Origin of the sequence: Flavonifractor sp. An52, from assembly GCF_002159385.1 — a bacterium.
Lineage (GTDB): Bacteria > Bacillota > Clostridia > Oscillospirales > Oscillospiraceae > Flavonifractor > Flavonifractor avicola.
On sequence record NZ_NFIB01000036.1, the window covers coordinates 1 to 26,640 of the forward strand.

Sequence of the window (26,640 nt, forward strand, 5' to 3'; positions counted from 1 at the left end):
TCTAGGGCAGGGGCTGTCTTTCTATCTGGTTCTTATTTCTTCCGCAGGAAAGAGAACTTGGTCTCGGAGCAGATCACGCCCACAAAGATCAGGGCAAAGCCCACCAGCATCAGGGCGGTTTGGGAACCCCATTTCGTTCTATCTGTCCGGGTGAAGTGAATTCACCCGGCATCAAGGTTTTGCCTCCGGCAAAACGCTTGGCGCCGCAGAGCGGCGGCTCGCTTACGCTCGCAAAAGAGGCGGAGCACTCTGGCAATCACTCAACCCTTCAGTTTCTCGATGGCGGCCTTGGCGGCATTCTGCTCCGCCTCTTTTTTGCTGCGGCCCTTGCCCTGTCCGATGGGGGTGCCGTTCAGGTCCACCTCCACCGAGAAGATCTTGGCGTGGTCGGGGCCCTCGGCACCGATGAGCTGATAGCCCAGCACCTGGCCGCTCTCCCGCTGGACCAGTTCCTGCAGGGCGGTCTTGTAGTCCCGGCTGGCGCTCTTCTCCTCTTCCCGGTCCAGGATAAATTTCTGGATGATCTTACGGGCGGAGCCGATGCCCCCGTCCAGGTAGACAGCGGCGATCACCGCCTCCACCGCGTCGGCCACGATGGAGGGCCGCTCCCGGCCGCCGCCGGCGTCCTCACCCTTGCCCAGTTTCAGGTAGGCTCCCAGGTTCAGCTGCTGGGCCACCTCCACCAGGCTGCCCTCGCACACCAGGGCCGCCCGGGTGCGGGTCAGATCCCCCTCGGGCAGATCGGGATGGGTGCGGAACAGGTAGTCCGCCGTCACCATACCCAGCACGGAGTCTCCCAGAAACTCCAGCCGCTCATTGCTCTGGCACCCTCTCGCCTTGTTCTCGTTGGCGTAGGAGCTGTGGGTCAGAGCATTTTCCAACAGGGCCCGCTGGTTGAAGCGGTAACCCAGCTTTTCTTCCAAGGCTTCCATGGCCGTCCCTCCCTTTCATGACAGGAGCCCCGCCGACGGCGGGGCTCCCCAGTCTGATTCTGTGTCAGTCTTCCAGTTTGGACTTCAGATAGCGGACCAGGTCGGCCACAGTGGCAACGCCGGACAGGTCGTCCTCGTCCATATTCTCCAGGCCGAACTCCTCTTCCACCGCCATGGTCAGTTCCACGATGTCCAGAGAGTCGGCACCCAGGTCCTCGAAGGAGGTGTCCATGGTGATGCTGTCAGCTTCCACACCAAACTGCTCGGACAGCAGACCGGCAATCTTCTCAAAAATCATGTTCATCTACTCCTGTCGCATCCGTCGTCCGACGGCGTCTTTGCATTTGCACTATGATAATAGTGCAAGTTTCAATGACCTGTCAATAGGTAAGTCAAATTTTTTCCTCGCCACCGGGGGTCAGGCGCATATATTCGATGTTATCCACCAAATCGTCGATCATGCCGGAGGCGGCAAAATCCCGAGCCTGACGGATGGCGTTTTTGATGGCGTAGTCGTTAGAGGAGCCATGGGCCTTGATCACCGGCTTGGAAATACCGATAAGAGCGGTACCGCCCACCTCGCTGGAGTCCATCTTCTTTTTGAACTGCTTGAGCCCACCGGACACCAGCACCGCAGCCAGTTTGGTGAGGAAGCTCTTCTTGAACATGGCCTTCAGCTCCTTGGCCATATACCCGGCGGTACCCTCCATGGTCTTGAGGAAGATGTTGCCCGAGTAGCCGTCGGACACGATGACGTCCACCTGGCCGAACACCGCCTCACGGGCCTCCACGTTGCCCACGAAGTGGATGCGTCCGGCCTTGTCTGCCTCGGTGAGCAGGGCGTGGGCTTCCCGCTGCAGATCGGTGCCCTTGGAGGGCTCGGCGCCGATGTTCAGCAGGCCCACCTTGGGCTCAGGCCGCTTAAGTACCCGTTCGGCATAGTAGGAACCCATGAAGGCAAACTGGAGCAGGTACTCCGGGGTACCCTCGGCAGTGGCGCCGCAGTCGATGAGCACCGCCCCGCCGGCGCCAGTGGGCACCACAGGGGCCAGGGCGGCCCGGCGAATACCGCGCACCCGCTTGATCATCAGGGTAGCGGCAGAGAGCAGGGCGCCGGTGCTGCCGGCGGACACAAAGGCATCGCCGTCCCCGTTTTTCAACAGATTGAGGCCCACAGTGAGGGAGGAGTCCTTCTTCTCCCGGAAGGCGGTGGCGGGGTTGTCGCACATCTCCACCACCTGGCTGGCGTGGGCGATCTCCAGGCCGGGAGGCAGCTGATCGATACCGTCGTCCTTCAGGACCTTGAGGATATCCTCTCCCCGGCCCACCAGGATGACCTCCACCCCCAGCTCACGGACCGCAGCCAGTGCGCCCCGCACATTGGAAGCAGGCGCGTTGTCGCCCCCCATGGCGTCTACGATGATCTTCATATGGTTCTCCTCTTCTTTCTATGTTCTTCCGTTTTCAGACGGGTGGGGTCTCAGCCCTCTACATCCAGTCCCGCCAGCATTTCCAGAGCCCGCTTGGAGAGTTCGGCGTTCTTGTTCCGCTTGTTCCCCACGGAAATCATATTTCCGTGGGGGCCCCGATCCTTAAATCTGCTCGGGCGAAGTGAATTCGCCCGGCATCAAGATTTTTCTTCGCAAAATACTTGGCGCCGCACGGCGGCGGGTCGCTTTCGCTCCCGGGTAAGCGGACGCGCCTTATTCTACATCCAGTCCCGCCAGCATTTCCAGAGCCCGCTTGGAGAGTTCGGCATTCTTGTTCCGCTTACCCTTGACCTTATAGCCCAGGGGTGGGATGATGCCGAAATTCACGTTCATGGGTTGGAAATCGGTAACGCTCTCATTGCTGATATACAGGGCCAGGGCACCGGTAGCGGTCTCCTGAGGGAAATCCACCGGCGGCTTGCCGGTGAGCCGCCGGGCCAGCTCCACCGCCGCCAGGAAACCGGAAGCGGTGGACTCCACATAGCCCTCCACGCCGGTGATCTGGCCAGCAAAACAGATCCGGGGGTCCTTCTTCACCCGGTAGTACCGGTCCAGCAGCCGGGGAGAGTCCAGATAGGTATTGCGGTGCATGACGCCGTAGCGGACGAATTCCGCGTTTTTCAAAGCAGGGATCATGGAGAACACCCGCTTCTGCTCCGGCCACTTCAGATGGGTCTGGAAGCCCACCAGATTGTAGATGGTGCCGTCGGCGTTGTCCCGCCGCAGCTGCACCACGGCGAAGGGCTCCTTGCCGGTCTTGGGGTCCCGCAGGCCCCGGGGCTTCAGGGGCCCGTAGCACAGGGTCTGCTTCCCCCGGCGGGCCATGACCTCCACCGGCATACAGCCCTCAAACACGTTCTTGTCCTCAAAGCCGTGGACCTCTGCCTCCTGGGCGGCGCACAGCTCAGCCCAGAATGCGTCGTACTCCTCCTCGGTCATGGGGCAGTTGATGTAGTCCGGGGTGCCCTTGTCGTAGCGGGAGGCGAAAAAGGCGCTCTCCATATCCACACTCTCAAAGGTCACCAGAGGGGCGGCGGCGTCAAAGAAGTTGAGGTAGCGGCTCTCCGGGAAAAAATCCTTGATGGCATCTGCCAGCACGTCGGAGGTCAGGGGCCCGGAGGCCACAATCACGTTGCCCTCGGAGGGGATGGCAGTAACTTCCTCCTCCACCACAGTAATGAGAGGATGATTCCGGATCTTTTCGGTGATGGCCTGAGCAAAGCCGTGGCGGTCTACCGCCAGGGCGCCGCCGGCCTCCACCCGGTGCTCGCCGGCGCAGGACAGGATGAGGGAGCCCATCCGCCGCAACTCCTCCTTCAGCAGGCCCACCGCGTTCTCCAGTTGGTCGGAGCGCAGGGAGTTGGAGCACACCAGCTCACCGAACCACTGGGTATGGTGGGCGGGGGTCATTTTGTGGGGCTTCATTTCCTTCAGGATCACGGGGATGCCCCGCCGGGCCAGCTGCCACGCAGCCTCACACCCAGCCAGACCCGCGCCGATCACGAGTACAGGTTCCATAGGTTCCTCCTTGGAGTAAGGTCAGCGGATGAAGTTGGTCCGCTGGGCGGGTTCCCGCTGGGGCAGGCCGTACTGGGCCTTGCCCAGGGCAATGCTCTTGACCAGGAAAGCCATGTTCCGGGCCAGGGTACGCATGGTCTGCAGACCCTCCGCATCCTGAGCGGCCTCGCCGGGCGCTCTGCCGTGGATGCTGTTCCAGTACTGGCTGGAGGCCACCGGCATCCCGCTGATGGTAAAGAATTTGTTCAGCTCGTCAAAGGTAGACGACAGTCCGCCCCGGCGGGCGGCTACAACGCTGGCCCCCACCTTCATGGTCTTGTCAAAGGGGGTGGAATAAAACAGGCGGGTCAGAAAAGCCACCAGGGTGGCATTGGCCGAGGCGTAGTACACCGGGCTGCCTACCACCAGGCCGTCGCAGGCCTCAAACTTGGGGGCAACCTCATTGACCAGATCGTCAAATACGCACCGGCCCAGCTCGCTGCACCGGCCGCAGGCCACACAGCTGCGAATATCCCGATGCCCAATGTGGATCTGCTCCGTCTCAATGCCCTGGTCGGCAAATACCTTCTCCATCTCTCCCAGCGCCAGGGCGGTATTGCCGTTGGCCCGGGGGCTTCCGTTCAGCAGCAGGATCTTCATGGATTTTCCTTCCCTTTCTCCGCCGGTCAGGCCTCTTCTGTGGTCTTGGCGGCTTTTTGGGTGGTCGTCTTTTTCGTTGTGGTCTTTTTGGCGGCGGTGGCCTTTTTCGTGGTCGCCGCCTTCTTGGTGGTGGTCTTTTTGGCAGCCGTCTTCTTGGCAGGCTTCTTCTCCTCCTCGGGGGGAGCGCCCTCCGCCGGAGTCTCTGTGACGGCAGTGGTCTTTTTCTTATAGCCCCGCTGGTCCTCAGGCAGGAAGTTGGGGCACTCGGGGTTGATGCAGAAGGGCTTCTTGAAACCACGGCCCGACTTCTTGAATAGGGTATGGCCGCACTCGGGGCAGTTGTCCTTCACGGGCACGTCCCAGGTCATAAAGTCGCAGCGGCGGGCCTCGTCCTTGTTGGAGTTATTCTCGCAGCCGTAGTAGGCATAACCCCGCTTGGAGGTCTTTTTCAGGATCTTGCCCCCGCACTTGGGGCACTTGCCCGGCATTTCAATGACGATGGGCTGGGTGTGGTCGCACTCCGGCCAGCCGGGGCAGGCCAGGAACCGGCCGAACCGGCCGGATTTGTACACTAGGTTACGGCCGCACTTGGGGCAGATCACGTCGGACACCTCGTCTGGCACCTTGATGCGCTCTCCATCCAGGTCGGCCTCAGCCTGCTTCAGTTCCTTCTCAAAGCCGCCGTAGAACTGGCTCAGCAGACTCTTCCAGTCCACCTTACCGGTCTCCACCTCGTCAAGCTGCTCCTCCATGTTGGCGGTGAAGGCGGTATCCACAATGTCGGTGAATTTGTCCTTCATCAGGCCGGTCACCACCTCTCCCAAGGGGGTGGGCCGCAGGTTCTTGCCCTCTTTTACCACATACTCCCGGTCCAGAATGGTGGAGATGGTGGGGGCATAGGTGGAGGGGCGTCCGATTCCCTTCTCCTCCAGGGCCTTGATGAGGGTAGCCTCGGTGTAGCGGCTGGGGGGCTGGGTGAAGTGCTGATCGGGTTTCAGGCCCTTCAGCTCCAGGGGCTCCCCCTCCTTCAGGTCGGGCAGGGGGGACTGGAAAGCCTCGTCCTCCTCGTCCTTACCCTCCACGTACACAGCGGTATAGCCGGAGAATTTGAGAGAGGAGTGGGTGGCCCGGAAGGTATAGCCGGCGGACTCCACCTCGATGGACACGCTGTCGTAGACGGCGGAGGCCATCTGGCAGGCCAAAAAGCGGCTCCAGATCAGCTTGTAGAGCTTGTACTGCTCGGCGGTGAGGGACTTTTTGATGTCCTCCGGGGTGAGGGCCACGTTGGAGGGCCGGATGGCCTCGTGGGCGTCCTGGGCCCCGGATTTGGTCTTGTACACCCTGGGCTTGCCGGGGTAGTACTGCTCGCCATAGCGGGACAGGATGAAGTCCCGGGCGGCGGCGGTGGCCTCGTCGGACAGGCGGAGGGAGTCGGTACGCATATAGGTGATGAGACCCACGGTGCCCTCACCCTCAATATCCACGCCTTCATAGAGCTGCTGGGCGATGGACATGGTGCGCCGGGGGGTCATGTTCAGCTTGCGGCTGGCCTCCTGCTGGAGGGTGGAGGTGATGAAGGGAGGCGCCGGGTTGCGCTGCTTGTCCTGGCGCTTGACGCTCTTCACGGAGAAGGGGGAAGCTTGGACAGCCTGGGCCACTTCCTGAACGGCCTTCTCGCTGTTCAGTTCCATCTTTTTCTCTCTGCCATAGAAACTGGCCTTGAACTGCCCCAGATTGGGGGAGATACGGGCCAGATCGGCCTCCAGGGACCAGTACTCCTGAGGCACGAAGGCCTTGATGTCGGCCTCACGCTCACACACCAGCCGGGTAGCCACCGACTGCACCCGTCCGGCGGACAGGCCCCGGCGGATCTTTTTCCACAGCAGGGGGGAGATCTGATAGCCCACAATACGGTCCAGCACCCGGCGGGCCTGCTGGGCATTGACCAGGTCCATGTCGATGGCCCGGGGGTGGGCGATGGAGTCGTTGACCACCTTTTTTGTAATCTCGTTAAAGGTCACCCGGTAGGTCTTGTCGTCGGGAATCCCCAGCATCTCCTTTAGATGCCAGGAGATGGCCTCTCCTTCCCGGTCAGGGTCGGTGGCCAGAAATACTTTATCGCTCTTCTTGGCGGCCTTGGTCAGGTCGTCGATGACCTCTTCCTTGCCCTTGATGGGCTGATAGTCCACCGTGAAGTCGTTGTCCACATCCACGCCCAGCTTGCTCTTGGGCAGGTCCCGGACATGGCCCATGGAGGCCTTCACCTGATAGCCGGGCCCCAGATATTTGCCAATGGTCTTGGCCTTCGCCGGGGACTCGACGATCACCAGATTCGATTTCGCCACAGTACGATACTCCTTTTATTCTTGTACCTCGAAACGGACGGCGGCGGCAAAGCGCCGGCCCGGTAATTCCTTCAGATAGCCCCCGGCCTGCAGCAGGGTGAGGGCGGTATTGACCCGCCGTGCGGGGATCTCCGTCTGCCCTACGATCTCGTCGGCAGTGAGGATCTCTTCCGACAGCAGGAAGAAAATCTCCCGCTGCTCCTCCCCCATCTGCTCCAGACCGCTGCGCGGTGCGACAGGCAGCCCCTCCTCTTGGGCGGGCTTTGCGGGTTTAGGCTCAGGCTCCGGCGGCGGGGTGGGCATAACCTCCAGCCGCTCATCCGCCTCCTCGGCGGTCATAGGCTGGGGCCGGCACAGCTTGTGGGCATATCGCCCCTCATACTCACACAGGATATCCCCGGCGGTACGCACCAGCTTGGCCTCGCCCTGAGCGATGAGCCGGTTGGTCCCGGCGCTGGTGGCGGCATCCACCGGTCCGGGGACCGCAAATACATCCCGGCCCTGATCCAGGGCGTCGTGGGCAGTGATGAGAGCGCCGCTGCGTTCTCCCGCCTCCACGGCCACCACACCCAGACACAGTCCGCTTAAGATGCGGTTGCGCTGGGGAAAACGCCAGCCATCCGGCCGGGTACCCGGCGGATTCTCCGACAGGATGGCGCCCCGGGCGGCCACATCCTCATAGAGCCAGCTGTTGCAGGCGGGATAGACCACATCCACACCGCCGGCCAGCACCGAAACTACAGGTCCGCCGCCCTGGAGCGCGCCCTTCAGGGAGGCCGCGTCGATACCCTGAGCCAGACCGGACACCACCAGAGCGCCTGCCCGGGCCAGGCCCATAGCAATCCGCCCGGCGGTCCGTACACCGTAGGCGGAGCACTGGCGGGAGCCCACCATTGCAATGGCGACCTCTTCATCAAAGCGGAACAACCTCCCCTTGCCGTAGAGCACCAGGGGATAGTCGCTGAGCTGGAGCAGCCGCTCCGGGTAGGCTCCGTCCTGACAGCTGAGCAAAAACAGGCCCAGCCGGTCGCAGCTCTCCAGAATCCGATTGGTCTGGTCCAGAGATTTGTCACACAGGGAACGCCTGGCCTCCTGGGTCAGGTGCAGAGGCTCATAGGCCTCCCGGTCGGCAAAGTACACCCGCTCGGCGCCGCCGAAATAGTCCATCAGCTCCACCTGGTGCCGCTGGGGCAGGCCCCGCCGGGTAGAGAGCCAGAGCAGATATTGAATGCCCGCCACGGCGGCCCCTCCTCTCTCGTTGGCTCAGCGGTTCCGCCAGCCCTCCCACAGCACCACGGACGCCGCCACGGCGGCGTTGAGGGACTCGCAGCGGTCCCGCATGGGGATCTTCAAGGTCAGGGCGCAGGCGTCCAGCACAGCCTGGGACACGCCTCTGCCCTCGCTTCCAATGACTACCGCGGCGCGGCTCAGATCAGCCGCGCGCAGATCGGCGGTATCCTCCCGCAGTGCGGTGGCATACAGCGGCAGCTCCGCCGTTTTCAAGAGGACGGTAAGTTCCTCCAGCCCAGTCTCCCACACCGGCAGACGGAAGCAGGCGCCCATGGTGGAGCGCACCGTCTTGGGGGAGAATGGCTCAGCACAGCCGGGGAGCAGGAATACTCCCTCCGCGCCAAAGGCGTCGGCAGTGCGCCACACAGTACCCACGTTGCCCGGGTCCTGGACCCCGTCCAGCACCAGATAGAGTCCCGGGGTCAGCGTCTTTGGCGGCGTCAGGTCGGGGGTACGGCACAACGCCAGCATTCCCTGAGGCGTGTCCACCGTGGAAACCGACTTGAGCACGTCGGCGGGCATCTCTACCAGGCGCACACCCTCCGGCAACTTCCGGGGCGGCTCAATGCCTTCGGCCACCACCAGAGTTTCCACCACGGCATTCCAGCGCAGGGCCTCCTCCACCAGCTTATGTCCTTCACAGAGAAAGACTCCCTCCTGCCGGCGGGTTTTCTTGTCGTTTCCCAGCTTCCGCAGCCGGGCCACCAGAGGATTCTGGCGGCTGGTGATTCGTTCCATACCCATCTTACAGATCCTGCAGGCGGTTGACGTCCTCGGTGCGGCCCAGGGCCACCACCGTGTCTCCCGCCTCCATAATGGTGCTGGGACCGGGGGTCACATTGAAGGCCTCCTGGCCCTTTTTCCGTACCGCAATGATGTTGACCTTATAGCGGGCCCGTACATTCAGTTCCGCCAGATTTTTTCCCAGCCAGTCCCGGGGCACGGTGGTCTCCACAATACCAAAATCTTCGCTGAGCTCAATAAAATTGAGGACATTGGAGCTGGACAGGCCCTGGGCCAGCTTGACGCCCATCTCATGCTCGGGGAACACCACCCGGTCGGCGCCGATTTTCTCCAGCACTTTGCGGTGGACATGGCTCTGGGCTTTACAAATTACCTTACGCACGCCCAGTTCCTTCAGGTTCAGGGTGATGAGGGCGGAAGTACCCACATCCACGCCTACCGCCACCACGGCGCAGTCGTAGTTGCGTACGCCCAGGGCCCGGAGCACCGCCGGATCTCTGGCGTCGCCGGTAACGGCATGGGTGACCTTGTCGGCCACCTTCTGTACATTCTCCTCGGAGTCGTCCAGGGCCAGTACCTCGTGGCCCAGGGAGCTGAGCTCGGTGGCCACGGCGCTGCCAAACCGGCCCAGGCCGATGACAACGAAGGTTTTCATTCGGTTACACATCCTTCCAACCGGGTGGTTACCCGATCATCACATTCATTTCCGGATATTTGATCTTGGCCGTCCGGCCGCCGCGGGTGATAAAGGCAATGGAGAAGGAGAGCACACCCACCCGGCCCATATACATCAGCAGAATAATCAGAGACTGGGAAAACACACTCAGTCCCGGTGTGATACCAGTGGTCAGACCCACCGTACCCATGGCGGAGGCTACTTCAAAGGCACAGTCCAGATAGGGTAAATTTTCCACCGTAGAGATCGTCATAGACCCCACCAGGAACAAAAACAGCATCACCAGCGCCAGCGTCATGGCGTTGAGTACCCGGCGGTAGGGAATGGTGCGGCCTCGGAAGGTGACCTGCTCCCGTCCTGCCAGTCCGGACCGGAGGGCCAGCAGCAGCACCGCCACAGTAGCCGTTTTCAGGCCGCCGGCAGTGGAGCCGGAGGAGCCGCCAATCAGCATCAGGATAGAAGAAAATGCCTTGCTGGTATCGCTGAGTCCTCCCTGTCCGATGGCGTCAAAGCCGGCGGTACGCAGGGTAATGGACTGGAAGATGGAGTTCATGATCTTCTCCCACAGAGGCATATTCCCCAGGGTGGCGGGATTGGAGTATTCCTCCACCAGGAAGAACAGCGCGCCGCCGATAATCAGCACTCCGGTAACGATAAGCACCATTTTGCTGTACACCGAAAGTTTGTGCCAGCAGCGCTTTTCCAGGATATCCTCCCACACAAAAAAGCCCAGGCCGCCCACTACAATGAGGGCTCCGATGGTGCCCAGCACCAACGGATTGTTCTGCAATCCGGCCAGGCTGCTGAATGCACCGAATTTTCCGCCCAGCAAATCGAAGCCGGCGTTACAGAAGGCGGAGATGGAATGGAAGATCCCCCGCCAGATGCCGCCCAGGATACCAAAATGGGGGATCATGGCAATGCTCAGCAGCACCGCCCCTGTTCCCTCGATCAGGAAGGTACCCATCAGAGCGTGGCGCACCATCCGTACCACACCATCCAGATCGTTCAGGTTCAGAGTGGATACCATAATAAGCCGCTCAGACAAGCCGATGCGGCGGCGCAGGGCAAAGGACACCAGGGTAATCACCGTCATGAAGCCCAGGCCGCCCAACTGAATCATAAGGATAATCACCAGTTGGCCGAAGAAGGACCACTGGACCCAGGTATCCACCAGGATCAGGCCTGTGACGCAGGTGGACGAGGTGGCAGTGAACAACGCCGTAAAGAATCCGGCGCTCTGGCCGTCCCGGGATGCAATGGGCAGGGTGAGCAGCAAAGCACCCACCAAAATGATCACGGCAAAAGAGGCCGCCACGATCCGGGTAGCATTCAGGCTTCGGTTGCGGATAAACATATCCCGCAGCCAAAGAGCAAATCGTTTGATCACAGCTGGGCCCTCCCCCAAAAGTCGGCGCCCGCCGAACGGTCTGTTGGACGCAGAAAAGCATACCGAAGGAAGCTCATTCCTTCGGTATGCCCATTCTCTCTCCGACCGGAGCCCGCCGATTTACCGGCTTCCAGGCTCCACCTGTTTGCAATAAAGCATACCTGATCCGCTGCACAGGGGTACATAGGTCGTTCCTCATCTTTCCACATTTTCCCGGGGAACACTCCCGTGGAATCATACAAAGGTAACTATAGCATACCCTCCAAAGATATTCAAGTCAACGATTATTATACCCCCACCCTGAATTTCCTACCTTATGTATAAAAAGCCGGCGGGTCCAACCTCCTCCCCTCCTGCACATTTAACAGATTTCGCCAGTTATCAGCCTGTTTGGCATTTCACAATGAAAGAGTTGAAATCCGAGTCAGTTACAAGGTATAATCAGCTATACGCTTCACCAACGCCGGCCCTGTCCGGTATCCAGTTACGAAAGAGGGTCACGGTATGCAGACAGAACATCAGGAAAAAGTGGACCGCCAGGTATGTGCCAACTGCGGCGGAACCATCAAATGGAACATCGCCAAGCAGCGTCTGGAGTGCTCCGCCTGCCGGACTCCCTACATAGCGGAGACTACCGTTCAGCGGGTGGAGGAGCATGATTTTGAGGGATATGTCCAGCGGGAAGGCCAGAGGGTGTCCTTCCCTGACACCGCCATTATCGCCTGCGGTACCTGCGGCGCACAGATCGCTGTGGACGAGCACTGCACTGCCACGGTCTGTCCCATGTGCGGCTCCACCCAGCTTTTGGAAAGCCGCCAGGAGGCCGGCGTTCCCCCCGACGGTGTAATTCCCTTCCGGGTGGATCGGGAAACCGCCCAGCAGAATTTTGCCAAGTGGGTCAAAAGCCGCTGGTTTGCCCCCAACCGTCTGAAACAGGCCTATCAGGCAGGCAAACTCCAGGGCATTTACCTTCCCTTCTGGACCTTTGACGCCCAGGTAACCAGTACATACTGGGGACAAGGCGGTAACACCCATACTGTTCGGGACAGCAAGGGCAACACCCGCACGGAAATTCACTGGCGGCCGGTAAGCGGTACTGTGGGCGGCTTTTATGACGATTTGCAGGTATGCGCAACCATGAATTCAGCCAGCCAGGTGGTGGAAAAGGTCCTGCCCTACAATACCTGCGACAACACCCTTCCTTTCTCCCCCAGCTATCTGTCCGGTTTTCTGGCGGAGCACTATGCCATCCCCGCCACCCAGGCGGTGGATACCGCCAAAGAGCAGGTCCGCACCGATCAGATCAATCAGGCGGAAAGCGACATCCTGTCCCGGGGCTTCAGCCATGCCCGGGTCAGCAATATCAACATTGAATATCACAAGATCACCTATAAACACGTGCTGCTGCCCGCCTGGTCCTCGGCCTTTGCCTACAACGGCAAGCAGTATATGTACATCATCAACGGTGAGAGCGGCAGAGTAGGCGGCCAGCGGCCCTACAGTGTTCCCAAAATCGTGGCGGCGGTAGCCGCGGCAGCGGCAGTCATCACCGCCGCGGTCATTCTGCTCACCGGCGCAGCCGCTCCGCCCGCTCTTCAGGCGGAGGAAAACGCACAGCCTCAGGCTATTGTCATCCAGGAGGATTCTCCCCGGACGGCCTGGGAGGACAATCTCTGAGACATAGAAAGGACGGAAAAGCCATGGCATGGTTTGGTCAAGGAAAAGATACCATTGAATGGGAAGAATTCCGGGATGACGTACTCTTTTACAAGTGGCCCGCCAAGGAGATCAAGCGGGGCTCCCGCCTCATTGTGCGTCCGGGACAGAAGGCCATTTTCTACTCCGACGGTATTGTAGGCGCGGTCTTTGAAAATCAGGGCAATTTTGATATCTACACCGATATTGTTCCCTTCTTCTCCACACTGAAGGGCTGGCTGTCCCTGCGGGGGGACTCCGGCCTGCGCGCGGAGGTCTACTTTGTCAACGCTAAGGAGTTGACTTTGCCCTGGGGCACCCGTCAGCGGATCATGATCCCCACGCCCGAGGTACCCAGCGGTATCCCCGTTGGATGCAACGGCAATCTGGTCATTGAGTTCCGGGACTACCAGACCTTTATCAACAAGGTGGCCGGAGTCAAAGCCACCTATTCTCTGGAGGATGTGGCCGACCGGATCATGGGCGAGCTCAACCCGGTGGTAGCCGAGGCCATCCTGGACGGACAGCAGCAGATGGGGCTTAACGCGCTGGTGGGGCTTCAGCAGAACAGCCGGAAGTTGGGAAAAGCCATTCAGGAGGAGCTGGACAAAGAGCTCAGCGACTTTGGTCTGGGCGTGGCGGACGTCAATATCCTGGCCTTTAACTATCCGCCTGAGGTCCAAAAGATGGCGGAGAAGGTGGCCGCCCAGTCCTTCGTTACCGACATGGGCAAATATACCTCCGTCAGTATGGCCGACAGTATGTCCACCCCCGGCAGCGCTGGTTCGGCCGCCGCCTCTGGTATGGGAATGGCCATGGGAATGCAGATGGCCGCCCAGATGATGGGTCAGATGGGACAGATGACACAGCCCCAGGCCGCCCAGCCTCAGCAGGCCGCCTGTGTCTGTGCCTCCTGTGGCTATGCCAGCCCCACCCAGGTCAAATTCTGTCCTCAGTGCGGCAAGCCCATGGGCCAGCCTCAGCCGGCCGGCGACCGTTTCTGCCCCAACTGCCGTAAAATGGTGGCGGGCAAATTCTGTCCCGACTGCGGCACACCCACCGTGTAATTCACCTCTATCTTTTTAGAAAAACAAGAAAAGGTGGCAGGCACAAAAGTGCCTGCCACCTTTTTGCTTTGCAAAAAGCCCGGATTATTTCGCTGTGCTCTCCGCACTCCTCAGTCTGTGCCACCGATCTCTTTCGCGCATAATATGTTGTGGGATCATTTCCCAGAAGGTGGTAACACGAATGGGTGTTACAAATTCCAACAAGGTAATCAATACCGACCGCATTGCCTGCGACGGGTCGCTGCGTGTGAGTCTGACACTGACTGCCGCGCCGGATATTATCACCAATCCAACCGATATCGTGCTGATTCTGGATCGCTCCGGCAGTATGGCAGGCATACCACTGACCAATATGAAGCTGGGTGCAAAGACATTCATCGACATCATCGATGAGGCCACCGATAACACGCAAGACGGTCAAATCGGTTCCGGCAGCCGGATCGGCATCGTCAGCTTCTCCAATACCGCTGTGGCAAACACACAGCTCATCACCTCAGTGGACACGCTGAAAAGCGCAGTGGACAGTCTGACCGCCTCGGGCACTACCAATCATGCAGACGCCTTTACCAAGGCAATTCAGCTCTTTGATCCCGCCTCCAGCAATGCGAAGGTTATCGTAATGCCTTGGTCAGTCCCCCGTAGGTCTTTTTGCTTTCAGCCTTCTTGATTTCCTTCTCGGCAATCTGGAAGGTGGGGTTCTGCTTCATCAGATTCATCAAAGCCTTGTATTCGACGGAGTTGGGGACACCGGCCTTTTTCAGAGTAGTCTTGGAAGCAATGATGGTGTTGTTCGCAAAATCGACAGTAAACAGGTTCTTCATGGTAAATCCTTTCTGATGCTTTTGGCATCCTGCGTATTTCTTAGGTCGCCACCATTATTTTGTTTATGAGGTCTTGTTTCATCTCTCACTTTCTGACTGTATTATAATATCTAACCTATCCAATATAATGGGATAGGTTTAAAAGAATATCGCCTTGCTTTAAATTCTTTTTCCTTTTGGAATTGAAGCAAGATGCATGATGATGTATAGGCGTGTTGAAAGACAAAAAAACACGCTCAAAGATGTTCAATAAAGTCCCAACATCTTGTTTCCTGAACATCTGAGCGTGTATAATACCAATATCCACTTTTCTAATATCCACTTTTGGCAATTTGGGAGGAAGCAGGCGGCGGTTGTATCCACTGTTTTATCCACTCCATCTGGAGCGGGAGCAAAAAAGAGAGGGAACCGGTTTCCCGATTCCCTCTCAAAAAGTACTTGATTATCCGATTTGGATTAGCCGAAGTAACGCTTCAGCAGGCCCTCGAAAGCCTTGCCGTGGCGGGCCTCGTCATGGAACAGATGCCACCCAATCACTAAAAATCTATGTATTTCAATGATTTTCACTATATGGTACTTTTTTAATTTTTGAAGAGTGCCAGTGTTCGTGCCACATTTTTTTCAATTCTGTATTTTCTTTAATACTTTACTGTGATAAAGTCCCCACCCCCACCGAAAAGGCTTTAGGGTGCTTTAGGGTGAATTAGGGTGAAAAAGTGGGGTTGGGTTCTCTATGGGTTCTCTATGGGGTTCTGTGTGTGTTCGTGTTTTGTTTATGTATATCGTAGGTTATAGGGTTTTGACAGTATAAAAGCTATAGGGGTCTATAGGGGTCTATAGGGGTTATTTGGTTCAGTCGTGACTCCTCTTTTGTTCGTGTGTTCTTAAAACATATACAGATAAAAAGAATATGGGTATTTTTATTTTTGAATAGTTCTAAAAATGCCCCGTTTTAGTGGTTTATGGACATATATAGAGACAGTTGAAAAATCAAAAATCAGTCATAAATCTATATATGCCGGGTATTATTTGAAAAACTGAAAAAACAGCATAAATAAAAATCAATATGGACATAAAAAAATGGTAAAAATTGCCATGCTTATATAATAGTATTTATAAGGGTTTTTGGGTGGTGTGTGTTTTGGGACAAAAATGGGAAATGTGGGACAGTGGTGTAGTATACATATGAGGATAAGAAAAATGGAAAAATAGAAAATTTGAAAAATAAGTAAATAAGTAATAAATCGCATACATACTAGCATTGGAAGGTTGAAAAGAATAGAAGTTATAAGTAAATGGGTATATAGGGGTGGTGGTCGGGAGTGGGTGGTCTCTATACTCTTTACTGTTGATCGTTGTTTGTGTGGTTCATTATAGTTCAGTGTAGTTCTGTATGTGTTCGTGTAATTCGTAGTAGTTCTGTATAAGGTCAGTAAGGTTAGAAGGTATATAGGGGTGGTGGTCGGGTGTAGGTGGTGCTATAAGCCCTCCAGAAGCCCCCAGGCGCCCTTTTATATATAATCATAAGAGAACCCCACCCCCTACCATTTAGAAGCGCTGTGCGCTTCGTAGAATGGTAGGGGGTGGGGTTGTTTAATAGTTGAGTATAGACAAAATAAAGAACAGTATAAGAACACGAACAGAACAAATTAAAACGATCGGGGGTGTGTATCGTGTCAGAGTTAAAGCATATAAAAGAGTTTGAATTTTATTATGATTTGGGTTCAGATCGTAGTTATTCAAAAGTAGCAGAGCATTTTAAAAAGAGTATAACCACCGTTAAAAAGTGGGGTTCGTCTGAAAATTGGGGTGATGAGGTTAGTTTAAGAAATAAGCAGCAGTTAGAAGAAAACAGGCGACAAAGTTTATTAAACCGTAGAAAAACCGTAAATCAGTATCAAAATATTTTAAATAGTTCATTGAATACATACATAGATAAACTAAAAAATAAAGAAATAGAAGTTAAAACTGTTAAGGATTTAGATCGTTTAATAAGGTTGTCTATTTTTTTAGATGGATATGTATATGAAGCAGAGACCGCATTATATAACGAACTAAAAGAAGAAATAGAGAACAGAAACAGTAAAGAACAACAAGAAATCAAAATAACTTTTGATATTTTAGGTGGTGCAGAGTAAAATACTAAAATTTATAATTTTTATCGTGTTTAGTATTTGGGTGTTGATTTTGGGTATTTTTCTATATGCCATCTATATTTTGTCTGTCTCGTTTAGTTCTAAACGAGCAGCCCAAAAAATCGTTTTTGATAACTTTTTATCGTGTTTAGTGTTTGTGTGTTGATTTTGGGTATTTTTCTATATGCCATCTATATTTTGTCTGTCTCGTTTAGTTCTAAACGAGCAGCATAAAAAGATAGTTTTTATAATTTTTTGACATAAAAAGAGACTGATGTACTAACAATGTAAACATAAAAAAATAAACTAAGTAGTGAAAAGTGAAGGAACTAATAAGCATATAACTGTGTTTGATATTTTAAGGAGGAACTTATAATGAAAACTGAAACCGTAATGAAAACCACACAAGAGGGTTATATAGAGAATGTAGAATTCAAGAGAGGTTTACCACCTTTAAAGCCCTTTACACTTTCGTATAATGGTGTAAGTATGGATAGTAAAATTTATGTAGATGTAGGTGTTATGCTACAGCTTATTTATGCGGGTTATAGTATAGAAGAAGTAGCACATAAAGAGGGGTTGAGTGTAGAAACTTGTAAGAGGTTGTTAAGAAATAAAACAGATTATTTTACTATATACAAAGGAATTCAGGAACAGTATAAGCAGCAAGCAAAAATAAGAAGATATAAGCAAATGTTGACAAAAAATTTTAAATGTTCATAAAAAGTTTACAATTTAAATAAGTCCTATTTTATAAGGGTTCTAACAAATAGTTAAAAATAAGTTTTTTAAAAATACTTGACAAATGGGGGTTTTTATGCCCCTGTTTTGTTTATACACATGTATTGACATATAAGAGTGTGCAGCGGTAAAATATACTTACAGAAGAGGAAAAGAAATAAAAAAATGTTTAAATATAACAAAAAGGGGGTTCTATCTATGAACACAAAGAACACAAATAAACCAAAATTGAAAACTGAGGTTTTTACAATGAGAACGACTCCGAAACGTATAAAACTGATGAAGCAGTTAGCAGAGAGAGAAGAAAAAACTGTGACCCGCCTTGTAGAAGATGCAATAGACTTTTATATAAAGGAACAAAAAGGGGTGTAAGCAAAATGTTTGTAAAGTATAAAAATATTTTTGATGGCGCCCTTCTTATAGGTGATTACGAGAAAGTAAGCCCTGATCAGTTAAGTTTTTTTCAAAGTTTAGAGAGTTTAACAGATCGTAATACTATAAAAGCCCAGTTGGGTATATTAAACCCAACATTTAAAGAACTATTTGAAAAAAACAGGTTCAAAAAAACCAAAGACGAGAACTTATATTATTTAAACTTACTTATTGACGAATTTTATAACAAGTTAGAAAACTACGAAGATACAGAAGAGTTTAATGAGTTTTATGATTCTTTATGTGATGATAACTATTTAGAAGCCCAAAAAGCAGAAACAGCATTAAAAGAAGCAAAAAGGCGAGACTATGGGTTCTCTGATTATGAGACCGTAATAAGAAAAGCAGAAGCGCATTTAAATGAAGTAGTAAACAAAGATTGTTATGCTGATGCAGTAAGAAAAGCAGACGCCTTTAAAACGGATGTTTATAAGAACATAGAGTTCATAATACAGTTTTATAATTCACACGCTGAAAAAGATAGAAAACAAGAGCAGAGAAATAGAGACGCACTTTTTTATTATATCCTTCATCTTTTAAGTCTTTTTTATGATACCGTTTGTTATATACCAGATGGGTATATAGAGGGCATAAAAGAAGAATTAAAATGGTATATACCATTATCGAAACGTTTAGAGTATGAAATAAATTCTTTAAGCCTTTTAGGTGTCATTTATGGCGCGTTAAAGTGCAAGAAAGAGACAGAGGAGTATAAAAAAGAAATAGAAAAAAGTAAAGAGAGACTCAAAAGTTTAGTAGGTTTAGCCCGTGAAATTGAAGAACGAAAACTGAAAACCCTTTTATTAAAAACCTTTTCTTTGGGTGAAGTGAAATTAGAGTCGTATATGGGTATATGTGAAGTAGCTGAGTTTTATTATGAAGGTTCACAAGAGTTTTAAGTGTAAAAAAGATGGGAGGGGTGGTGGTTATGGGTATAGAAGAAAAAGAAAAAGCAGCTTCAGTTGATGAAGTTTTAAAAATGTTAATGGGTTCTGGAGCCTCTGAGATCGTAGTAGAGCGGGTATATACTAAAAAGAAAACTGGTAAAGGTATAAAAATAAGTTCGTTGGGTTCTATGGGTTCAGAGGGTTCAGATGAAGAAAAAGAGCAAGAGACCATAAAGGAAACTCTACAAGCAGAGCAAGAATACAAAGAGCATATAGAGCAGTTAAAAACCAAAAATAAAGAGTTAGAGACCGAAAATAAAGAGTTAAAAAAAGAAAATTCAGAGTTAAAGCACTATTGCGAAAAAGAAATGCCCTTAATTTTTTTAAGCATAAGGCAGAACATAAACGAGCTAAAAAAATATAATGAAAACTTGACTCATAGTTTAGAAGAAGTAAAAACACGCAGCACAGATGACTTAAAAAAATGTGTGGCCTTAAATAAAGAAATAGACACATTAAAAAGAAAATTGGATGAACTCGAAGAAAAACAGAGAAGAAATAGAACGGGTAAAAGAACAGAACTAAATAGTTCAGAAATAGAAAAAATAATAAATGGGTATTGTGACGGGTTAAGTTATAGCACTATTGCAGCTCGTGCGGGTTGTTCACGAATGCAGGTCTCCCGGGTTATAAAAGGAGAGTTCAGGCATACCCAAAGTAAAGAAAAAATAGTAAGGGTTCTAAACAAACTTTTAAAAGTAAACCAGAACCCCCAAAGGTTAGAGAAATTAAAAGGGTTAAAAGATAAATATGTGTAATTTTATTGTTTTATCGTTTTTATCGTGTGTTATGGGTAGTAAAAAAGAAATAAGATGCAAAAAATCAACAAAAAATTAAATACCACTAAAAGAAAATATAGAGTTTATGGGTATTTTTTGAAAATAGAGTTTTGAAGTGTTAAAAATGCTTATATCATAAGGGTTTTTAGCACTTTTATAAAAAGATAAGGAGAGAGACCCCAAAATGAAGAAGTTAAATGTAGGCGGTGCAGGTGATGGCCTTTTTTTCAATGAAAAAGCGAAGACCTGGGGTTTTCGTGTGGTTAAGGATGGTAAAGACATAAGGCGCAAAGGGTTCAAAAGTAAAACAGAAGCAAAACAGGCGCGAATTCAATTTCTGGCAAATTACGAAGAACAAGAACAAGTAAAAAATACGGGTTCATATTCTTTTGGGTTCGTGTATGAGCATTATAAAGAACACGGGGCGGCAGAAAAAAGAGAAAACACATTAAAAAAACAGGAGTCAATGTGGCGCTGTCATATAAAAGAGCAGTTTGAAAATTTGAAAATAAATGAGACTCCTCCCGGGTTCATAAATAACTATCTGACAAAATTATACACACAGGGCGATGGGTTCAATGATAGGGACGGTGCCTATTCTTTTCAGTTCGTGAATGGTTTTTTAAAATTTTTCTATCTGTTATATGGTTATTCGTATCGTATGGGTTGGATAGATAAAAAGAAGTATGACTCAATGTGTGAAGACGAACACACAAGAATACAGATGCCCAAAGCACAAGATGGGGACGACGAAGAAAACACAATAGAGACCTACACTTTAGAAGAAATAGAAAAAATGCGGGAGAGAATAAAAAATAGTTCTCTTTATATTGCTTTTGAATGTGGGTATTATTTAGGGTTAAGAATAAGCGAGACCTTCGGGTTAATGTGGGATGATGTGGACTTTAAAGCCCATACAATAACAATCAGGAGGCAGATGTTAAAGAGTGGGCATAATTTTGTGTTAGTCCCTTGTAAAACTACAACGGCAAAAAGGGTTATAGATATACCGGATAAACTCTATGCCCTACTCGTAGAGCATAAAGCAAAACAAGAGAGTTATAAAAAAGAGTATGGCACAGCATACAAAAACACGGAGACCGTCAGGGTTCGTATGCGCGCAGGGCAAGATGATCCACTCGTTGGGGGTTCTTTTATAAACAGGCGAGAAGATGGGAGCTTATTAAGTTCTGATAGTTTTAAGAGTTGGGCGAAGAACTTTAAAAACGATCTGGGTATTCACTTTAAATATCATAATTTGAGGCATACCCACGCAAGCACCCTTGCAGCCCTTAATGTTCCGATTCCTAAACTAATGGAGCGGTTAGGACATAAGAAAATAAGCACAACGCAAAAATACTATTTTGGTAATAACGAGATAGCAAACGAAAAAATGAAGCAGTATATCAATAATCTTTAATGTGTTTATACTTAATATATACTAACTATATACTAAAAATTAAAAATTTTCTTTTTTCGTGTTTTAAGTTTAGTAGTTGGGTTATGGGTGGTAAAATTAAAATAAGATAGAAAAAATCAGCAAAAATTAAAGATACATAGTTAAAAAGTGTAGGTATTCCCTACACTTTTTATTTTGACTTTTTGGAGTGCTTAAAATGTATATGTTATAAGGGTTTTTATCATTTTTCTATAAAATGGCTGTAGGTGTTTATAGGTCTCTATAGGTCTCTATTGGTGTTTTCGGTCTAAAAAAAAACTGTAGGCGTTTAGGGGCGTCTGTAGGCGTCCCTAAACATATTCGTGTTCCGTGTGGTTCTGTTTTATGGGTATTATACAGGCATACTATACAAAAACAAATAAAAAGAACACTGGCACTATGGGTGCCAGTGTCCCTTTTTTATGTTTGGTAAATGCCATATACAAAGACAGTATCGCTAAAACAAAGACAGTATAAAGGATTTTGAGGGTTGAATTTTCAAAAGTTATTACTTATTGTCAAATCCCTTTATTTTGTTCCCTTTTGTCAATGTTTAGGGTGTCAAAAGTGTATATTTTTCAAGGGTTTTTATTAACCGAAGTATCTCTTAAGCAAACCCTCAAAACTGCGACCGTGGCGGGCCTCGTCGCGAGCCATCTCGTGCACGGTGTCGTGGATGGCGTCCAGGTTGTGCTGCTTGGCCAGCTTAGCCAGGTCAGTCTTGCCCTGGGTAGCGCCGTTCTCGGCGTCCACACGCATCTCCAGGTTCTTCTTGGTGGAGTCGGTCACGACCTCGCCCAGCAGCTCAGCAAACTTAGCGGCGTGCTCAGCCTCTTCGTAGGCGGCCTTCTCCCAGTACAGGCCGATCTCGGGATAGCCCTCGCGGTGAGCCACACGGGCCATAGCCAGGTACATACCAACCTCAGAGCACTCGCCCTGGAAGTTCTCACGCAGGCCCTGGATGATCTCCTCGGGAGCGCCCTTGGCCACGCCTACCACGTGCTCAGAAGCCCAGGTCTTATCGCCGCCCTGGAGCACGAACTTCTCCTTGGGAGCCTTACAGATGGGGCAGAAATCAGGGGCGGAATCCCCTTCGTGAACATAACCGCAAACAGAGCAGACCCACTTTTTCATGTGATTTTCCTCCTAATTTGTCATTCATTTTATTTGATTCGGGTTAGCCGGAAGTGCTAATCAGTAATGATTATCATTTCTGGTATTAAGATAGCACAACTTAACTCTGCCGTCAAGTGTTTTTTTCAAATTCAAAAAACTTTTTTACTTTCTCTTACTTTCCATATTTCCGTCGATAACGGCGGTGTCCCAGGACCAGGATTAACACCCCTACCGCTACCAGGATTCCGCCCAGTACGATCTGAGTAATGATAGGACCATACATGATAGACATCACATGGTCCATACTACTATTATAAAGATCAAGATCCATACTCTTATCCCCCTATGACAGGAATCCGGGCAACTTCATAAACTCCCACAAGCCACTCACCGCGGAAAGCTGCAGCACTCCCCGGATCAGCAAATACGCACCCACTGCCAGCGGCAAAATCCCCAGCAGATACCATCTGGGTTCTCTCTTCTCAGGCGCCGCCTCTGTGGGCGGGCCCGGATTGGGCCTCTCTCCCAGCAGCAGCTGGTCCGTGGTAATCCCAAACAACCTGGCCAGTGCCACAATCTTATCCAGTTCCGGCTGGGCGGCGTCACCTTCCCACTTGCTCACCGCCTGTCGGGACACTCCCAGCAGTTCGGCCAGTCTCTCCTGAGATAAGCCTGCTCGCTTGCGGTAATTCAGAATCCGCTCTCCCAAGGTCATTCTTTCTCGCCATCCTTTCTTCCGGCCTTACCGGACAGGTTCAGCCTATCAAACCATCCGGTTTTTCGCCATAAAGTTTGGCTTGAACTTCCGCAACCGCTGGTTGCCAAAGGGTTTTTCAAGCGAAATCATCATACCATAGCCGGCAGAACAGATTCAAGGGCTCCTTGGTAAAGATCCCGTATGTCAAAAAACGGGCGCGCTGCATATTGCAGCGCGCCCGTTTTTAATACTTGCTTACTCGATGGCAATGGTGTGGTTCACAGGCAGCTGCTGAGCCATCTTGGGCAGGGTAATTTTCAGAATGCCGTCCTCAAACTTAGCGGAGACATCCTTGGCTTCCACATGATCGCCCACGTAGAAGCTGCGGCTGCACTGGCCCGCATAGCGCTCCCGGCGCAGATAACGGCCGTTCTTTTCCTCCTCATCCTTGTCCAAGCCCTTGGCGGCGCTGATCGTCAGACAACCGTCCTTCAGTTCCAGCTGGACCTCATCCTTCTTAAAGCCGGGCAGATCCACATCCAGCTCATAGGTATTCTCAGTCTCCCGCACATCGGTCTTCATCAGATTCTTGCCGTGCTTACCATAGAGCGGGTTGTGATCGGAAAAAACCGACATCCGGTCAAAGGGGTCCTGGAAAAACTCATCAAACAAATTCTCACCAAAAATGCTAGGTAACATAAGTCATACCTCCATTCGTCTTCTGCGGCTCGTAGCTGGGGAGTGGGACCTCTCGGTGGCGAGCTTTTGTTACCTGCTTTGTTTTCTTGTAACAGTACCTTGGTCCGATTCCCTTTCGGTCCTCTTTCCTAAGCACAGCCTTATTATAGCACCAGAATTAGCATTGTCAATAGGAGAGTGCTAATGTTCACACAATCAATCAATATTGTTCACAATTTATGCGATTTTCCCCGCAAAAAAGCCGGGACCCGTTGCACTGCAACGGGTCCCGGCTTTTTCAAAAAATCAGCTGTCGGCAATCGCTTGGGCTGCGGCACGAATCACAGCCACACAGGCGTCGATACCGATGCGGCTGTTGACACACAAATCGTATTCCCGGCTCTGTCCCCAACGGCCGGTGGCAAAATAGTTATAATAGGAGGCCCTGGCTTTATCCTGCCGGATCACATAGCTCTCCAGATTGTTCTCCTGTACACCGTACTCCTCCCGGGCGCGGCGGATTCGCTGATCCAGAGGCGCATTGACAAACACCTTCAGGCAGCGGGGCTGATCCCGGAGAATATAGTCGGCACAGCGGCCTACAATGACGCAGGACTCTCTGGCAGCAGCCTCCTTAATGACCTTGGCCTGAGCGATAAACACCTGGTCGGGTACCGACGGCGTCTGTACGCTGGTATAGAGGTCATAGAGAAAACTGTTGGTGGGGCGCTGATGCTCGGCGTTGCGGATAAAGTGCTCGGAAAAGCCGGTCTTTTTGGCCACATCGGAGATCAGCTGCTTGTCGTAGAACGTAATGCCCATCTCCTCGGACAACTGCTTGGCAATGAGCCGTCCGCCGGAGCCATATTCACGGCCGATGGTGATGACGATATGCTTCATAAGGACACCTCCTATCCTAATTTTAGTATAATGCTTTTTCCACCTTCCGTCAAAGAGTTTTTCATACCTTATATTTATTATCCTACGTTAATATATGAATTTTATTACGGCTTTCGATTGACTTTCTTTGGAACTTGAGTATAATAATTGCCATCTGGACCCTGCGCCCAGATGATCTTTTCCCGCCTCAATGGGAACTGAAAAAGAGAGTACAAAGAGAAAGGAGTGTCCATATGTTTATCCTGGGTATCATTCTGATCATCGCCGGTATCGGCTGCGCCGGTTACGGTTTTATGCAGAACAACAGCCTGGAGGCCCAGTTCACCAGCATCATGAGCAGCGGTACCGCTAACCCCGGCACCATGTTCATCGTCATCGGCGTGATCCTGCTGGTGGTCGGCATCATCCTGTGCGTGGTCGGCAAAAAGAAAAACTAAGGTATTACATATGCCACGGGCGGTCGCCAATGCGACCGCCCGTTCTTCTTTGCAACCTGGCAGTCAAACTGGTGCACTTCCTACCGGTCGGATCGGGTGTTTTTCGTCAAATATGCAATTCTTCTTTTTTCTCTTGCATTTCATGGCGCTATGAATTATAATAACTTCAACACAGCAAAGTGTTCCTCTGAACAGCTGAACACAATCAAATTTCGGTCGGTCCCCCTAGGGCCGCCAAGCAAAGGGGTTTGGCATTATGGCATTTACGATCACCAATTCTTACCTTCAGAACGTGTACGAAGGCGTCTGCAAGAAGAACGCCCATGAGCCCGAGTTCCTCCAGGCTGTAGGCGAGGTTATGGAATCCCTCCAGCCCGTGTACAATCAGAAGCCCGAGCTGGCCAAGATGGGCATTATGGACCGTATGGTGGAGCCTGAGCGCAGCCTGCTGTTCCGCGTGTCCTGGGTGGACGACCATGGCCAGGTCCAGGTGAACCGCGGCTACCGGGTGCAGTTCTCCACCGCCATCGGCCCCTCCAAGGGCGGCCTGCGGTTCCATCCCTCCGTCAACCTGTCCATCATCAAGTTCCTGGGCTTTGAGCAGGTATTCAAGAACTCCCTCACCGGTCTGCCCATGGGCGGCGGCAAGGGCGGTTCCGACTTTGATCCCAAGGGCAAGAGCAGCAACGAGGTCATGCGTTTCTGCCAGTCCTTCATGACTGAGCTGCAGCGCCACATTGGCCCTGACACCGACGTGCCCGCCGGCGACATCGGCGTGGGCGCCCGTGAGATCGGCTACCTGTTTGGCCAGTATAAGCGGATCCGCAACGAGTTTAACGGCGTGCTGACCGGCAAGGGCCTGACCTACGGCGGCTCCCTGGCCCGCACTGAGGCCACCGGCTACGGCCTGTGCTACTTCACCAACGAGATGCTCAAGGCCGCCGGCAAGTCCTTCCAGGGCCAGAGCGTGGTGATCTCCGGCTCCGGCAACGTGGCCATCTACGCCAACCAGAAGGCTACCCAGCTGGGCGGCAAGGTCATCGCCATGAGCGACTCCAACGGCTACATCGTGGACGAGAACGGCATCGACTACAAGGTCATCAAGGAGATCAAGGAGGTCAAGCGGGACCGCATTAAGACCTACCTGGATTATGTCCCCACCGCCAAGTATTACGAGGGCTGCCAGGGCATCTGGACCGTTCCCTGCGGCATTGCCCTCCCCTGCGCCACCCAGAACGAGCTGCCCCTGGAGGGCGCCAAGGCTCTGGTGGAGCACGGCTGCTTCGCCGTGGCCGAGGGTGCCAATATGCCCTCCACCCCCGAGGCGGTTGCCTGGTTCCAGCAGCACGGTGTGCTGTTTGCTCCCGCTAAGGCTTCCAATGCCGGCGGCGTAGCCACCTCCGGTCTGGAGATGAGCCAGAACTCCATGCGCCTGAGCTGGACCTTCGAGGAAGTGGACCAGAAGCTCCACGACATCATGACCAACATCTACCACAACGCCGCCAAGGCCGCCGAGGAGTACGGTATGCCCGGCAACCTGGTGGCAGGTGCCAACATCGCCGGCTTCATGAAGGTGGCCGACGCCATGATCTGGCAGGGCGTTTCCTACTAACCTTAGTCAAAACCTCCGGCTAAGCCGGAGGCTTGAGTAGGCCCTAAAAGGGCCTGATACGGACGAAGCCCCTTAAGGGGCCCCGAAAGGTTTGCCGACTGCATTTCTTTCTCGGGCTTAC

The 26,640-nt window shown here is 52.1% G+C and carries 26 protein-coding genes; 11 read left to right on the plus strand and 15 right to left on the minus strand.

Going from position 1 to position 26,640, the window contains the following annotated elements; translation table 11 throughout:
* Window positions 1-260: 260 nt before the first annotated feature.
* The 10 genes from rnc to B5G06_RS12080 all read right to left on the minus strand — a co-directional run bounded on the left by rnc (window position 261) and on the right by B5G06_RS12080 (window position 11,024).
* Complete coding sequence (gene rnc, locus B5G06_RS12035) at window positions 261-932, minus strand: ribonuclease III (protein WP_087189305.1); 672 nt, start codon at window positions 930-932, stop codon at window positions 261-263.
* Between the two features lie 64 nt (window positions 933-996).
* Window positions 997-1,230, minus strand: coding sequence for an acyl carrier protein (locus B5G06_RS12040; protein WP_087189306.1), 234 nt, complete (start codon window positions 1,228-1,230; stop codon window positions 997-999).
* A gap of 94 nt (window positions 1,231-1,324) precedes the next feature.
* Entirely contained in the window at window positions 1,325-2,362 is a 1,038-nt protein-coding gene (gene plsX / locus B5G06_RS12045; protein ID WP_087189307.1) for a phosphate acyltransferase PlsX, read from the minus strand.
* Between the two features lie 273 nt (window positions 2,363-2,635).
* Window positions 2,636-3,940: a methylenetetrahydrofolate--tRNA-(uracil(54)-C(5))-methyltransferase (FADH(2)-oxidizing) TrmFO gene (trmFO, locus tag B5G06_RS12050; protein WP_087189308.1), complete on the minus strand. Its 1,305-nt coding sequence runs from the start codon at window positions 3,938-3,940 to the stop codon at window positions 2,636-2,638.
* 21 nt (window positions 3,941-3,961) lie between these two features.
* The gene (locus B5G06_RS12055; protein ID WP_087189309.1) at window positions 3,962-4,579 is read right to left on the minus strand and encodes a flavodoxin family protein; all 618 of its coding nucleotides are present in this window, start codon (window positions 4,577-4,579) and stop codon (window positions 3,962-3,964) included.
* Between the two features lie 26 nt (window positions 4,580-4,605).
* Window positions 4,606-6,924, minus strand: coding sequence for a type I DNA topoisomerase (gene topA / locus B5G06_RS12060; protein ID WP_087189310.1), 2,319 nt, complete (start codon window positions 6,922-6,924; stop codon window positions 4,606-4,608).
* A gap of 15 nt (window positions 6,925-6,939) precedes the next feature.
* A complete protein-coding gene (gene dprA, locus B5G06_RS12065) occupies window positions 6,940-8,163 on the minus strand; it encodes a DNA-processing protein DprA (RefSeq protein ID WP_087189311.1) in 1,224 nt (407 codons plus the stop codon).
* A gap of 24 nt (window positions 8,164-8,187) precedes the next feature.
* Window positions 8,188-8,958 (minus strand): TrmH family RNA methyltransferase, encoded by a 771-nt coding sequence (locus B5G06_RS12070; protein WP_242955483.1) that lies wholly within the window; start codon window positions 8,956-8,958, stop codon window positions 8,188-8,190.
* A gap of 1 nt (window position 8,959) precedes the next feature.
* Window positions 8,960-9,613 carry a potassium channel family protein gene (locus B5G06_RS12075; protein WP_087189312.1) on the minus strand — a complete coding sequence of 218 codons (654 nt, stop codon included), beginning with the start codon at window positions 9,611-9,613 and terminating at the stop codon, window positions 8,960-8,962.
* Window positions 9,614-9,641: 28 nt separating this feature from the next.
* Window positions 9,642-11,024: a TrkH family potassium uptake protein gene (locus B5G06_RS12080; protein ID WP_087189313.1), complete on the minus strand. Its 1,383-nt coding sequence runs from the start codon at window positions 11,022-11,024 to the stop codon at window positions 9,642-9,644.
* A 504-nt stretch (window positions 11,025-11,528) separates the two neighbouring features.
* Between B5G06_RS12080 and B5G06_RS12090 the strand changes: the two genes are divergently transcribed.
* The 3 genes from B5G06_RS12090 (at window position 11,529) to B5G06_RS12100 (ending at window position 14,453) form a co-directional block, all read left to right on the plus strand.
* The gene (locus tag B5G06_RS12090; protein ID WP_087189315.1) at window positions 11,529-12,701 is read left to right on the plus strand and encodes a hypothetical protein; all 1,173 of its coding nucleotides are present in this window, start codon (window positions 11,529-11,531) and stop codon (window positions 12,699-12,701) included.
* A gap of 23 nt (window positions 12,702-12,724) precedes the next feature.
* Window positions 12,725-13,786: an SPFH domain-containing protein gene (locus B5G06_RS12095; protein ID WP_087189316.1), complete on the plus strand. Its 1,062-nt coding sequence runs from the start codon at window positions 12,725-12,727 to the stop codon at window positions 13,784-13,786.
* Window positions 13,787-13,967: 181 nt separating this feature from the next.
* Window positions 13,968-14,453 (plus strand): VWA domain-containing protein, encoded by a 486-nt coding sequence (locus B5G06_RS12100; RefSeq protein WP_087189317.1) that lies wholly within the window; start codon window positions 13,968-13,970, stop codon window positions 14,451-14,453.
* Here the strand turns inward: B5G06_RS12100 and B5G06_RS12105 are convergent.
* On the minus strand, window positions 14,398-14,607 hold the full coding sequence (locus B5G06_RS12105) for a hypothetical protein (RefSeq protein WP_087189318.1): 210 nt from the start codon (window positions 14,605-14,607) through the stop codon (window positions 14,398-14,400). The two genes, B5G06_RS12100 and B5G06_RS12105, sit on opposite strands and share 56 nt — an antisense overlap.
* A 1,673-nt stretch (window positions 14,608-16,280) precedes the next feature.
* On the opposite strand from B5G06_RS12105, the gene B5G06_RS13920 reads away from it, so the two are divergent.
* From B5G06_RS13920 to B5G06_RS12130, 6 genes are all read left to right on the plus strand, one after another.
* The gene (locus tag B5G06_RS13920) at window positions 16,281-16,745 is read left to right on the plus strand and encodes a hypothetical protein (protein ID WP_143382748.1); all 465 of its coding nucleotides are present in this window, start codon (window positions 16,281-16,283) and stop codon (window positions 16,743-16,745) included.
* 372 nt (window positions 16,746-17,117) lie between these two features.
* Window positions 17,118-17,465 (plus strand): hypothetical protein, encoded by a 348-nt coding sequence (locus B5G06_RS12110; RefSeq protein WP_087189319.1) that lies wholly within the window; start codon window positions 17,118-17,120, stop codon window positions 17,463-17,465.
* A 216-nt stretch (window positions 17,466-17,681) separates the two neighbouring features.
* On the plus strand, window positions 17,682-17,855 hold the full coding sequence (locus tag B5G06_RS14085) for a hypothetical protein (protein ID WP_158094712.1): 174 nt from the start codon (window positions 17,682-17,684) through the stop codon (window positions 17,853-17,855).
* Window positions 17,856-17,860: 5 nt separating this feature from the next.
* Window positions 17,861-18,814 carry a hypothetical protein gene (locus B5G06_RS12120; RefSeq protein ID WP_087189321.1) on the plus strand — a complete coding sequence of 318 codons (954 nt, stop codon included), beginning with the start codon at window positions 17,861-17,863 and terminating at the stop codon, window positions 18,812-18,814.
* Window positions 18,815-18,843: 29 nt separating this feature from the next.
* Window positions 18,844-19,620, plus strand: coding sequence for a helix-turn-helix domain-containing protein (locus B5G06_RS12125; protein WP_087189322.1), 777 nt, complete (start codon window positions 18,844-18,846; stop codon window positions 19,618-19,620).
* A 205-nt stretch (window positions 19,621-19,825) separates the two neighbouring features.
* Window positions 19,826-21,061: a tyrosine-type recombinase/integrase gene (locus tag B5G06_RS12130; RefSeq protein WP_087189323.1), complete on the plus strand. Its 1,236-nt coding sequence runs from the start codon at window positions 19,826-19,828 to the stop codon at window positions 21,059-21,061.
* A gap of 609 nt (window positions 21,062-21,670) precedes the next feature.
* On the opposite strand, the gene B5G06_RS12135 is transcribed toward B5G06_RS12130, so the two are convergent.
* The 4 genes from B5G06_RS12135 to B5G06_RS12150 form a co-directional block, all read right to left on the minus strand.
* Entirely contained in the window at window positions 21,671-22,213 is a 543-nt protein-coding gene (locus B5G06_RS12135) for an NADH peroxidase (protein ID WP_087189324.1), read from the minus strand.
* Between the two features lie 325 nt (window positions 22,214-22,538).
* Entirely contained in the window at window positions 22,539-22,910 is a 372-nt protein-coding gene (locus B5G06_RS12140; protein WP_087189325.1) for a helix-turn-helix domain-containing protein, read from the minus strand.
* A 237-nt stretch (window positions 22,911-23,147) separates the two neighbouring features.
* The gene (locus B5G06_RS12145; RefSeq protein ID WP_087189326.1) at window positions 23,148-23,591 is read right to left on the minus strand and encodes an Hsp20/alpha crystallin family protein; all 444 of its coding nucleotides are present in this window, start codon (window positions 23,589-23,591) and stop codon (window positions 23,148-23,150) included.
* Window positions 23,592-23,876: 285 nt separating this feature from the next.
* Window positions 23,877-24,470 (minus strand): AAA family ATPase, encoded by a 594-nt coding sequence (locus B5G06_RS12150; protein WP_087189327.1) that lies wholly within the window; start codon window positions 24,468-24,470, stop codon window positions 23,877-23,879.
* 233 nt (window positions 24,471-24,703) lie between these two features.
* On the opposite strand from B5G06_RS12150, the gene B5G06_RS12155 reads away from it, so the two are divergent.
* Together B5G06_RS12155 and gdhA are read left to right on the plus strand one after the other, a co-directional pair.
* Window positions 24,704-24,907 (plus strand): DUF3185 family protein, encoded by a 204-nt coding sequence (locus B5G06_RS12155; protein ID WP_087189328.1) that lies wholly within the window; start codon window positions 24,704-24,706, stop codon window positions 24,905-24,907.
* A 256-nt stretch (window positions 24,908-25,163) separates the two neighbouring features.
* The gene (gene gdhA / locus B5G06_RS12160; protein ID WP_087189329.1) at window positions 25,164-26,519 is read left to right on the plus strand and encodes an NADP-specific glutamate dehydrogenase; all 1,356 of its coding nucleotides are present in this window, start codon (window positions 25,164-25,166) and stop codon (window positions 26,517-26,519) included.
* Window positions 26,520-26,640 lie beyond the last annotated feature (121 nt).